Below are 11,740 nucleotides of genomic sequence, written 5' to 3'. Positions count from 1 at the left end.
GCCGACGATCACTCGTTGGGCCCACGCCCCAGCAGCCGGATCTCCTCGTTGTCCAGCGCGGATTGGAGTTCCTGAAGCACCAGGTCGTCGATCTCCCGGCTGTCGCGCAGTCGGGTGACCTCCCGCCTCTTGTGGGCGAGGACGCCAAGGCGCAGTCGGCGTTCCAGCCGGCGCTCCTCGGCGGTGTTCCCACCGCTCTCGTCGAGGTCCTCCAGATGCCGGCGGTACTCGGCCTCCAGCCGACGCACGGATTCGTCCTGAGCACCGATCTCCGCGGCGACCTGGGGAAGCGCGGCGAGGCCCACCTCGGTGGCCCGCCGCCGGGCGTTGCGGGCCTCGTCGACGCGTTCCGGGTCGCCCCTCAGCCCGGCCCAGCGCACCACAAACGGCAGGGTGGTGCCCTGAAGCAGCATGATCAGTACGATCACCAGCGCGGTGACGAAGATGATCAGATCGCGTTCGACCACCGGTTGACCGTCGACCATCACCGTCGGGACGGCAAGGGCGGCGGCCAGCGATACCGCGCCCCGGAAACCGGACCAGCCCGCGACGGTCCCCACCCGCCAGCCGGAGGGACCTCGGCCGTCGTCGTCCACCATCCGCCGGCGCCGCAGCCGCGCCGACTGCGCGGTGAGGTAGATGAAGAGCAGCCGGGTGCCGATCACCACCAGGGTGACCACCAGCACGATCACCAGAGCCCGCTCGGGCGAGGTGCTGGTGATGCTCCGGACCGCGCGGGGAATCTGCGTGCCGAGCAGGACGAACAACCCGCCGTTGATCAGGAACGTGGAGAGGTCCCAGAACGCGTACGCCAGCACCCGGGACCGGGCGCGGATCACCCGTGGGCCGGCGTAGGCCAACACCAGGCCGGCGACCACCACCGCCAACACACCGCTGGCGTGCACCGAGTCGGCGAGCAGGAAGGCGCCGAACGGGGTCAGCACGCTGAGTGCGCCTTCGCGCAGCGGATCGTCGAGCCGCTTGCGGATCAACACCACGGCGGCCCCCACCAGCAGACCGGCGACCACGCCGCCGACGCTGGCGCCGACGAACTCCTCGCCGATGCCCAGCACGCCCGGCTTGTCGCTGTGGCTGAGCAGACCCACGGCCACCGCGAAGACCACCAGCGCGGTGCCGTCGTTGATCAGGCTCTCCGCGTGCAGGGTGGTGAGCAGCTTCCGGGGCAGCCGCTTGGCCAGGCCGGTGACCGCTGCGGCGTCGGTCGGCGCGAGGACCGCGCCGAGCACCCAGGCGGCGGCGGGGTTCACGCCGAGCGCCTGCGCGGCGAACGACACGGTGACCATGGTGAGCACCACCAGCACCACGGCGAGCAGCCCGATCACCGGCAGGTTGGCCCGGATCTCGCGCAGGCTGATGGTGAGGCTCTCCCGGTACAGGATCGCCGGCAGGAAGATCAGCAGGACCAGGTCGGGTTCCAGGGTGACCTCGGACAGCGGCGGCGTGAGCCCGAGCAGCACGCCCAACGCGATGAGCAGGACCGGCGGGGCGACCCGGTACCGACCGCCGAGGGTGGTGCCGACGAGGACTGTGACGCCGAGCAGCACGATCAGGATGAGCGCCTCCACGCGTACACCCCCTCGGACCGTGGCCGACGGTGGACGCGCCGGTGGTTCCATCTGACCGCACCCGCCGGTGGGTTCCGGTGGAAACCGGCAAGTCGCCGGGTAGCCAGAGCGCGGGGTGCAGTGTCGTGGGGCACCAGAAGGGGCACCGGAAGAACGCGCGAGCTGGGGAGAAGGGCTACGGGCTACTTCCCACGCCCGACTCGATCTGCCTCGTGATGTCGTCTGCGTCGCCGTGCGACAGGCGCCGCGCGACAGGCACCGCGCGACAGGCGCCGCGCGACAGGCGCCGCGCGGCGATTGTTCGCAGATCTTGGAAACTTTCCGTTCGCACAAGACGGAAAGTGTCCAAGATCTCGCGGTACGCGACCCCTGAAGCGGTGCGGCCGCCAGGCGGGGCGGTCGAGGTGCCGATCGGGATGGTCCAGGTGGACGTACGTCACCAACGGTGCTGCCCACCGCGCACATCCGCTCGGCGCCAGCGCAGCATGCCCTGGCTGACGACGCTCAGGTCGGGTCGCCGGCGCGGACACGCGCGGTGAGCGCGCGAGCGATCCGGCGGTGCTCGGCGGCTTCATCGTCGCGGCCCAGAGCAGCGGCCAGATCCGCGAGGTGCCCGGCTACCGGGCCGACGGTGACCACTCCACTCCCGGCGGCCAGTTCGGTGGCGGCCGGGCGGAGCGCGGCGGCGACGCGTTCCATGGTGGACCGGTCGTCAATGGCCAGCGCTGCCCGAGCGGTGAGGCACAGCCGCACCTCTCGCAGCAGGTCGTGCGGCCCGTCCGGCAGGGCCCGCAGCGCCGCCCGGGTGCCACCGCGGTCGCCGGCAGCGGCGAGCAGCAGTGGTCGGACCCAGGGCTCGTGCGGGCCCCAGTCCAGCCGCGCCCAGTCCTCGTCGTCCGGCCCGACAATCGGTCGCCGAACGGGAACCAGCCCGGCGTCACCTGCCGGCGGGGCGTCGCTGACGGCGTCAGCCAGCCGCAGGCCGAGCAGGGCGAGCGGCAGCAACCCCTGGGCCAGTCCCGGCATACCGTCGGCGGGCAGTTCTTCGGCGGCAGCACGGTAGGCGGTCGCCGCGGCGTCCCGGTCGCCGCCCAACGCCAGGCGCAGCGCGGCGTACCACCGGGTGAGGACACCGACCAACGGCAGCTCGTACCGTTCGGCGAGGCGGTCGGCGGCGCGGGCGTGCGCGTCGGCGGCGGGCCGGTCGGCCAGCGCACAGTTGGCCTGGAGCAGGACGAGGTGGCCGAGCACCTCGAAGGTCACCAGGTGGTGCCGGGCGGCCAACTCGACCAGTTCGAGGCCGATCCGGGCCCGCGTGTCGGCCAGACCGACGCGGTGGAAGGCGTGCATGAAGCGGGCGTTGAGCGCGAAGGCCACCAGCCCGGGATCGCCGATGTCGCGGGCGATCGTCTCGGCCTCGGCGGCGGCGCGGCGGCCACGATCGGTGGTGGTGCCGCGTAGCTCCAGCGCGAGGGTGCTCAGCAGCCGGCTGCGATGTGCCGAGCCGGTCGGGCCGAGCGCGGTCAGGGCGTGTTCGGCGGCGCGGACGATGTGCCCGGAGAGCAGGTCGTCGTCGTTGCGCGTCCAACTGGCGGGCACGTCGAAGCCCGCCAGGGCCTCCTGGATCAGCAGGGGGTCGCCGGTGGACTCGGCGACGGTGATCGCCTCGGCACGACGTAGTCGCGCCTCGGCCAGTCGGCCCGTCACGGCCAGCGCCCGCCCCAGGCCGAGCAGCGCTGCCACCCGCCCACGCGGCTCGACCCCGCCGGCCCTGTCGTACGCCTCGATCGCCTGGCCCCACAGACGGGCCGCCTCGTGCGGGTTGCCGCCCCGCTCGGCCCGCTCGGCCGCCACCTGGGAGTACGTCGACGCCTCGGCGGCGTGGACCGGCCCGCCGGCGCGCAGCAGGTGGTACGCGAGAGCCGCCGGCTCGACGGGTTCCCGCTGTCGCAGCGCCTCGGCGACGGCCGCGTGCCAGGCGGCGCGGCGTGGTGCGGACAGGTCGGCGTAGAGCGTGTCGCGGACCAGGATGTGGGTGAAGCGCAGCCGCCCGTCGGACTCCCGTTCGGTGAGGAACCCGGCCGTCAGGGCGCGGTCCACGGAGTCCAGCGCTGTCGTCGGGTCACCGGCCAACGTGCCCAGCATGTCCTGGTCGAGGTCCCGACCGAGCACTGCCGCCTGCCGCAGCACGGTACGGGTCGAGGCGGGTAGCTGCGCCAACCGGTGCCGGATCACGTCGCGTACTCCGGGCGGCACGGCGGACAGCCCCGCCGGCCCCGTGCTCGCGTAGAGCTGGGCCAGCTCGCGGACGAAGAACGGGTTACCGCCGCTGCGCTGGTGGATCGACCGGGCGGTGGCCGGCTCCAGTTCCGCCCCGACGATGGCGCCGGCCAGCTCACCGGTCGCCGACGCGGGCAGGCCGGCGAGATACTCCCGGGCCGGCTCCAGCCGGGCGGCGCGGGCCAGGGCGGCGGTCAGCTCCGGGCTGATCTCGGTGGCCCGGTAGGTGCCGAGGATCAGCACCGTCCCGCTGACCGGCTGCGGGCCGGTGAGCAGTGCGGTCAGCAGGTCCAGGGTGTCGCCGTCGGCGCGGTGCAGGTCGTCGAGGACCAGCAGGACCGGCTCGCGGTCGGCGACCGTCGAGATCAGCGAGGCGACCGCGCGGTGTCGACGGAACCGCACGGTGGCGGGGTCAGCCGAACCGTCGGCCGAGCGGTCCTCCGGCGCGGCGGGGGCGACGACGGGCGCGGTGGGCCCGGCGAGCGTGTCGGTGATCTGGGTCCACGGCCAGGCTGGTGGGGCGCCGTCGTACTCCGGGCTGTGTCCCCATGCCGTGGTCCAACCCTCGGCGGCGAGTCGCCGGGTCAGGGCCTCGGCAAGCGCCGTCTTGCCGGCGCCCGGATCGCCGCTGAGCAGGGCGAGCGTGGGCTGGCGGCGGCGGGACGCGGCCTCGGCGGAGTGTCGCAGCCGCTCCAGCTCCGCGTCGCGGCCGACGAAGGGGCGCTGCTCGGCTTTGACGGGGCGAACGGGTTCCCCGAGCCCGGGGGTGGCGGCCGGGGCGAGGTGCGGCGCCTGGGCCAGGATGTCGGCTTCCAGCCGTCGCAGCTCGGGCCCCGGGTCCACGCCCAGCTCGGTGACCAGGACGTGGCGGGCCTCTCGCAGTGCGGCCAGCGCGTCGCCCTGCCGGCCGGCGCGGTACCGGGCCGTCGCGAGCAGCCGCCAGGCGTCCTCGCGCAGCGGATGACTGGCCAGGTGTGCCGGCAGGTCCGCGGCGGCCTCGTCCGGTCGGCCCACCGCCAGGAGCGCCTCCGCCCGCCGCTCGACGGCCAGCATCCGCAGCTCGTCCAGCCGGTTGATCTCCGCGACCGCCCAGGACTCGTTGGCGCAGTCGGCGTACGCGGGCCCGCGCCAGAGCCCGAGCGCCGACTCGAGCGCGGCCAGGGCCGGCGCGGGACGCCCGGCCGCCAGCAGCCGGGCCGCCTCGCCGACGGCCGCCTCGAACTGTCCGGCGTCCACAGCGTCCGGGGCGGCCTTCAGCGCGTACCCGGGCGGCTCGGTGACCAGGATCCGGGGTGCCTGGCGGGGTGGCCGGTCGGGTTCCAGGGCCCGGCGCAGGTCGGCCACGAAGGTCCGGATCGCGCCGACCGCGCCGTCCGGTGCGACCTCCCACAGGTCGTCGACGAGACGATCCACCGGCACCACCCGACCGTGGGCGATCAACAGCCGGCCCAGCACCAGGCGCTGCCGGTGTCCCCGCAGGGGGACCGGGCCGCGCTCGGTCACGGCGGTCACCGGCCCGAGTACGCCGAAGGTCACCGCGACGGGCGCCGTGAGCTGCCTGGTCATGGCACCAATCTAGGCCCGTGGCCCGACCGGCACTGATCCGACGCTGACCGGCTGCTGATCACCGCCGGGCAGGCTCGGTGAGGTACGACGGCGACGGGCCACCGCCCCCCGCCGGCACTGCTCACCAGGAAGGTTCCCCGTGGACCCGAAGATCAACGGATTCGACTACCGACGTGTCACCGTCGCCGACGGGGTGACGCTCAACGCCGCCGTGGGCGGTTCCGGCCCGGCGATCGTGCTGTTGCACGGCTTTCCGCAGACCCACCTCATGTGGCGGCACGTCGCCGCCGATCTGGCCGCCGACCACACTGTCATCTGCCCCGACCTGCGCGGCTACGGCGACAGCGACAAGCCCCTCGACACCGACGGCACGGAGTACGCCAAGCGGACCATGGCCGCCGACATCGTGGCGCTGGCCGGCGCGCTCGGTCACGATCGGTTCGCCTTGGCCGGGCACGACCGGGGTGCCCTGGTCGCGTTCCGCGCCGGCCTCGACCATCCGGCGGCGATCAGTCAGCTGGCCCTGCTCGACGTGCTACCCACGCTGGACATGTGGGATGTGCTGCACGGTGCCAGCGCCGCTGTGGCATTTCACCTCTATCTGATGGCGCAGCCGCCCGGCCTGCCCGAAGAGCTGATCGCCGGCAGCCCGGACGCCTTCTTCGGTCACTTCCTGGACGTCTGGACCCGTGATCCGGGCGCCCTGCCGGCGGAGGTGCGGGCCGCGTACCTGCGCGCGTCCCGCGACGCCGTTCCCTCGATCGTCGCCGACTATCGGGCATCCGCCGGGATCGACGTGACCCACGACGCCGCTGACCGGGCGGCCGGCAACCGGCTGCGGATGCCGGTGACGGTGCTCCAGCAGGACTGGGGCGCGGCGCTGGGCTACGACGCGGCGGCGGTGTGGCGGGCCTGGGCGCCGGGCCTGGACCACCAGACGGTGACCTGCGGACACTTCATGGCGGAGGAGGCCCCGGCGGAGGTGCTCCGGGCGTTGCGCGCCCTGCTCGTCCGTTGATCGATCGGCGACCCGGCCACCACTGTCACCCTGGGCAAGATATCCGACACTCCTTGTCACCGGGTGGCCGTGCGGCCGGGTCGCCGCGTCCCACCCCGCCCCACGCCTCGAAAACCGGTCACGAATGGGCTCTGACCTGCGGTAATGCGACGTTACACGAGGTGGACGGAAACCGGTCATCGGTGATACACAGGCAGATACCGGCAGCCAACGACGTCGAGTCGATCCATCTTCTCGCCCAACGACCGTCCACAGGCACCGCACCACTGGGCTCCGCCGCACGGACCGCAGCTCCACAGTCGCGACCCACCGAACGGCACTGGCCCACCGGTCGCTGCCGGACGCCGGTCCTCGACCAAGGAGTTGCCGTGGGAAACCTACGAATCCGATCCCGCCACCAGCCGTACGAGATCGCTGTCCTGGCCGCCGCACCGCTCTGCGGCATTCTCATGATGGCCCTCAACGTCCGGCCGACGTCCGTACAGACGTCGATGCCGCATCCCATCCAGGTCGCCTGGGAGTTGGGTCTGATCGCGGTGGGCGTGGGTGGACTACTGGGCATCCTCTGGCCCGGCCGGCTCTCCACCGGGCTCGGCCTCGAACTCGCGTCGGTACTGGTGCTCGGCACGCTCACCGGCATGTACTCGGTAGCCCTGTTGGTCATGTCGGGTCGAAATTCCATCGTCGCCACGTCGTTCGTGATCGCGGTGACGGTCGGGTCGCTCTGGCGGGCCGCGCAGATCGCCATCGATCTGCGTCGCCTGGCCCGAGCGTGCGAATTTGTGACCTACGAACAGTTGCAGGCAGGTGTCACGTGATTACCGCACCCGCACCGGCTGCACCGCACTGGGTGCAGGTGGCGCTCAGCGTGCTCGGCATCCTCGGCGGAGGCACCGGCTTGGCCGCCATCGCCACCGTCGTGGTGCAGCGCGGCAAGTTCAAGGCCGATGCCGCCGACACGCTCACCGAGGCCGCCCTCACGCTCGTGCAGCCGTTGCAGACACGGATCACCCAGTTGGAGGGCGAGGCGTTCAGCGCCCGGTCCGAGCTGGGCATGCTCCGCGAGCAGGTCAACCAGTTGCAGTTCGTGGTCCGGGTGCTCACCCGGACGCTGGACCGCTGGCGCGCTGCGATCCGCGCCCCAGACGCCACGCTGCGCAAGGTCCGTGCGACGGTGGCGGAGTCCGACCGGATTCCCGGGTTGGACCGTTGACCACAGTGGTGTCCCGCACCGCCCGGCCCACTGCCGGCAGGCTCAGCCAGCGCCACGAAGGCGTTCGGAGAGTTGGCGCACCGCCGCCCGGAACTCGGGGTCGGTCTCGCCCGGATGGTGCCCCCGCAGCGGCGGCGCAGACCGCTCCCCCGGCGCGGGCAGCAGGTTCGGTGGGTCCCGCAACCGCCTGTCGACCTGGCCCGCCGGATCGGCCGGGTCCGGGGGTGGATCGCCTGGGCGGTGCGCGGCGAAGATCCAGCCGCCGACCGGGTCGGTGTCCCGCCAGAGGTTGAGCCACCGCCACTCGACCCGCTCCCCCACCTCACGCAGCACCTCCTCGTTGAGGTAGGCCGGAAAGAGCCGGGCGTACAGACGGTCCAGCGGCGACCCGTAGGTGAGCAGCGCGACCCGTTGACGTACGCGCGGGGGCAGCCGCAGCACCGCGAGAGCGAGCAGCGCGGAGCCGTGGCTGTGCCCGCAGAGCAACACACCGACGTGCCGTTCGGCCAGTTGGCTGATCCGGTCGGCCAGTTCCGGCACCGCGCGGTCGGCGTAGCTCGGCGGTGCGAACGGGTGCGCGGCCCGGGGCCAGAAGGTGCCCAGGTCCCACAGGATGCCGACGTGCCGCCGGAACCACGCGGTCCGGTAGGCGAACACGCCGCCGGCCACCAGCGTGAGCAGCAACGCGGCGAGGAGAAAACTGCCCCCGCTGAGCCCCATCTGAACGGCGCCGGCCGGCAGCCCGAGCAGTTGCCGGGTCAACTCCTCCGGTTCGCGCCCGGTACGCCCCACCAGACTCGTGGCCAGTCCGACCACCGCGAGCACCGCGTACGCGGCGGCCAGCAGGCCCAACCACTCGGTGAACCGAGCCCGGGCGATCGTCTTCGTGGCCAGCCGTAGCCGCCCGACCGCCTCCGGTGGCACGACCGGAAAGTCACGGGCGGTGATCGCCGCCGCCGCACGCCGCCGGCGCCGCCGCGACACGACCGTCAACGCGCCACACACCAGCACCGCCGCGACCACGTGCAGGAAGAACGCCAGCAGCGTCCAGCGGTACGGCGACGGTGGCCCACCGTCACCGCGGTAGCCACCGAGCAACTCCCCCGTCTGGTAGACGAGGCCGGCGGAGAGCGCGCCGGTCAGGCCGACCGCGATGGCGGCGAGGACCGCCGCGCCCAGGCCACCCGGCAGCGCGGACCGGCCGCCCACCCGACCGCGCTGCCACAGCACCACCGCGCTGAGCAGCACCAGCAACATCATCTGGCCGAACAGCGCCACAGCCGCGAGCCCGTCGTAGCCGGGAAGCCCGGTCGCCGACGACCAGTCGCGCCGGTCGCTCGCCACCGTGGCGAGGGTCACCACGCTCAGGACGGCCGCCACGACGCCCGCCGTGCGGGCGGTCCAGGTGGCAGTTCGCGCGGTAGCCGCCCGGTCGATCAGTCCCGGAGCGGCGAGCAGACCGACGCAGGTCAGCAACACCGCCGCGCTGAGCGCCAGCAGCAGGGTCGTGGAGAACGTCGCGCCGCTGGCGCGACGGGCCGTGAGCAGCACGACATCGAGTGCGGCGAGGGCTGCGGCCACGTGGATCGCGCGCAGCCGGTGCACCAGGGGCTCCACGGCCCACAGTGGGTTGTCGGCCGGGCCGGACCGACGGGTGCCGAGCAGGCGCAGGAGCGCTATGGCGACGATCGGCAGGAACGCCAGCACTGCCAGTCGCTGCCCGACGTGCCGGCCGTCGAGCCCGGCCATGGTGTCGAAGGGCGGGCGGCAGCGGGCCGCACCGAGACACTGCCAGGCGAGCAGGTCGAGGGCGACTCCGGCGATGGACACCACGTACAGCACTGTGAGGTTGAGTGCGAGGAGCCGACACAGCACGCTGACCGCAGCGGCGCGGCGGCGGCCGGTCGGGCGCATCCACACGGCCACGTTGCTGAGCATGAACGGCAGGAGGAAAACCATGGCGAGGGTCCGGCCGACGGTGCCCGAGGGCAGGTCCCCCCAGCGGTACGCCTCCAGCGTCACCCCGTCCGGGCCGACCCCGTCCGACCCGGCGGACCGGTGGAAGCCTCCGCTGCCGTCGCCGGCGACCTGCCGGACCTGCGGCTGGTCGAGGATGACCGTCGGGTCCGCCCCGGACACACCGTGCACCCGCAACTCCACCACGTCGTCTCGTCGCGGTTGGTCGCCGGCCATCGCCATCCTTCAGGCGATCAGGCCGGACGCCACGGTCCAGAGCCGCTCGGCGTTGCCCGGATCGACCGCGTACGCGGCCACGCCGCTGTAGTCGGCGGGCCGCTCGGTGACGACCGGGGCCTCGGCGCAGTCCTCGAAGTAGCGACCGCCGACGCCGTCCAGCAACGGGGACGCCGCGAGTAACACCGAGGTCGCGGCGCCCTGTTGCGGGGTCTTGTGCATCTCCTTGGGCGACTTGAGCCCACCGGTGTGCTTCTGCAGGCCGGTCGCGATGGCGCCCGGGTTCAGCGCGTTGGAGTAAATGCCCTCGCCGGCCCAGCGGCGGGTGGCTTCCACAGCGAGCAGGGCCTCGGCGCTCTTGGACTGCCCGTAGGCCAGCAACGGGTCGTACGGCCGGAACGCGAAGTGCAGGTCGTCGAAGATCACCGGGGAGAAGAGGTTGCCGCTGGAGCTGACCGACACCACCCGGGCGCCGCCGGCCGCGGCGAGGGCGTCGTGCAGGCCGACTGTCAACGCGAAGTGCCCCATGAAGTTGGTGGCGAACTGCATCTCCCAGCCCTCGGCGGTGCGCTCCAGCTCGGGCAGCGCCATGATCCCCGCGTTGTTGACAAGGATGTGCAGCGGCTGGTCCCAACCGGCGACGAACTGGCGTACCGACGTCTGGTCGGCCAGGTCCAGCGCACGGACGGTGACCCGCTCCGCGCCGATGCTGGCCGCGATGTCGGCGGCGGCCTGCTCGCCCGCCGCGACCCGGCGGACCCCGAGCACGACCTCGGCGCCGGCGGCGGCGAGCGAACGGGCCGTCTCGATGCCGATACCGGCGGCGCCGCCGGTGATGATGGCCCGCTTGCCGCTCAGGTCCACCCCGGCGATGACCTCGTCGGCGGTCGAGGCGAAACCGAAGGGGGTCGTGATGCGCTCTGTCATTGCTGTCCCGTCTCCCGATCACGCTTACTCCGACACTGTCACCCCGGCGGCAGGCGGTAGCCGGTTCCCTGTTTTTCCTGGTAGTGGCAGGACCAGGCTGGGCGGTCCGTGGCGGCTCCTACGATGGGCGGGTGAGCACGGCCGGCCCGCTGGGCGAATACCTGCGTGCCCGGCGCGAGCTGATCGGGCCGGGTGACGTCGGCCTGCCCGCGCATGGCCGTCGGCGGGTGCCCGGCCTGCGCCGCGAGGAGGCGGCCCTGCTCGCCGGCATCAGCGCCGACTACTACCTGCGGTTGGAGCAGGGCCGTGACCGGCACCCGTCGACGCAGGTGGTCGAGGCGCTGGCCCGCGCGCTGATGCTGGACGCGGACGCCGCGGCGCACCTGCACGGTCTGGCCCGCCCGGTGCCGGCCCGCCGGGCGGCGCGACCCTCGGAGCGGGTGCCGGTGGGCATCCGGCAGTTGGTCGATTCGTGGGCCGAGACGCCCGCCTTCGTGCACGGTCGGCACCTGGACGTGCTGTTCGCCAACCCGGCCGCGACCGCGCTGGCGCCGATCTTCACCACCGGGGTGAACCTGCTGCGCGCGGTCTTCCTGGACCCGAGCGTGCCGGCGCTCTACCCGGCTCTGACTGCGGTCGCGGCCAACGCGGTGGCTGGCCTGCGCGCACAGGTCGGCCCCGAGGTGGACGACCCCCGCCTCATCGAGCTGGTGGAGGAGCTGACGGCCGGCAGCGAGCGGTTTCGGCGGTTGTGGGCCCGGCACGACGTCACGGCCCGTGCGGGCGGCGGGGTGCGGGTGTTCCAGCACCCGGAGCTGGGCGAGTTGGCGCTGCGCTACGAGAAGCTCACGATCAGCGGCACCACCCAGTCGCTGGTGGTCTATCACGCCGAGCCGGGCAGCCCGTCGGCGCGCTCGCTGGCCCGGCTGGCTCGCCGGGCGGCACCGCCCTAGCGTC

At 73.2% G+C, this 11,740-nt stretch carries 8 protein-coding genes; 4 read left to right on the top strand and 4 right to left on the bottom strand.

Annotated elements, in window-relative coordinates; all coding sequences use genetic code 11:
• Window positions 1–8 precede the first annotated feature (8 nt).
• Together OHB44_RS11405 and OHB44_RS11400 are read right to left on the bottom strand one after the other, a co-directional pair.
• Window positions 9–1,586: a Na+/H+ antiporter gene (locus OHB44_RS11405; protein ID WP_238686317.1), complete on the bottom strand. Its 1,578-nt coding sequence runs from the start codon at window positions 1,584–1,586 to the stop codon at window positions 9–11.
• A 504-nt stretch (window positions 1,587–2,090) separates the two neighbouring features.
• The gene (locus tag OHB44_RS11400) at window positions 2,091–5,432 is read right to left on the bottom strand and encodes a BTAD domain-containing putative transcriptional regulator (protein WP_330440766.1); all 3,342 of its coding nucleotides are present in this window, start codon (window positions 5,430–5,432) and stop codon (window positions 2,091–2,093) included.
• A 139-nt stretch (window positions 5,433–5,571) separates the two neighbouring features.
• On the opposite strand from OHB44_RS11400, the gene OHB44_RS11395 reads away from it, so the two are divergent.
• The 3 genes from OHB44_RS11395 to OHB44_RS11385 all read left to right on the top strand — a co-directional run bounded on the left by OHB44_RS11395 (window position 5,572) and on the right by OHB44_RS11385 (window position 7,663).
• On the top strand, window positions 5,572–6,450 hold the full coding sequence (locus tag OHB44_RS11395) for an alpha/beta fold hydrolase (RefSeq protein WP_330440765.1): 879 nt from the start codon (window positions 5,572–5,574) through the stop codon (window positions 6,448–6,450).
• Window positions 6,451–6,818: 368 nt separating this feature from the next.
• Window positions 6,819–7,268: a hypothetical protein gene (locus tag OHB44_RS11390; protein WP_266303147.1), complete on the top strand. Its 450-nt coding sequence runs from the start codon at window positions 6,819–6,821 to the stop codon at window positions 7,266–7,268.
• Window positions 7,265–7,663, top strand: coding sequence for a hypothetical protein (locus tag OHB44_RS11385; RefSeq protein WP_238686321.1), 399 nt, complete (start codon window positions 7,265–7,267; stop codon window positions 7,661–7,663). Before OHB44_RS11390 ends, OHB44_RS11385 begins: the two co-directional genes overlap by 4 nt.
• Window positions 7,664–7,705: 42 nt before the next feature.
• On the opposite strand, the gene OHB44_RS11380 is transcribed toward OHB44_RS11385, so the two are convergent.
• Both OHB44_RS11380 and OHB44_RS11375 read right to left on the bottom strand, forming a co-directional pair.
• The gene (locus OHB44_RS11380) at window positions 7,706–9,856 is read right to left on the bottom strand and encodes a hypothetical protein (protein ID WP_330440764.1); all 2,151 of its coding nucleotides are present in this window, start codon (window positions 9,854–9,856) and stop codon (window positions 7,706–7,708) included.
• 9 nt (window positions 9,857–9,865) lie between these two features.
• Window positions 9,866–10,783: an SDR family NAD(P)-dependent oxidoreductase gene (locus OHB44_RS11375; RefSeq protein WP_238686323.1), complete on the bottom strand. Its 918-nt coding sequence runs from the start codon at window positions 10,781–10,783 to the stop codon at window positions 9,866–9,868.
• Window positions 10,784–10,914: 131 nt separating this feature from the next.
• Between OHB44_RS11375 and OHB44_RS11370 the strand changes: the two genes are divergently transcribed.
• Window positions 10,915–11,736: a helix-turn-helix domain-containing protein gene (locus OHB44_RS11370; RefSeq protein ID WP_266303149.1), complete on the top strand. Its 822-nt coding sequence runs from the start codon at window positions 10,915–10,917 to the stop codon at window positions 11,734–11,736.
• The last annotated feature ends 4 nt before the right edge of the window (window positions 11,737–11,740 follow it).

Origin of the sequence: Micromonospora sp. NBC_00821, assembly GCF_036347035.1 — a bacterium.
Taxonomy (GTDB): Bacteria; Actinomycetota; Actinomycetes; order Mycobacteriales; family Micromonosporaceae; genus Micromonospora; species Micromonospora hortensis.
The sequence above is the reverse complement of the archived record's forward strand: the minus strand, read 5'-3'. Positions and strand labels throughout refer to the sequence as shown.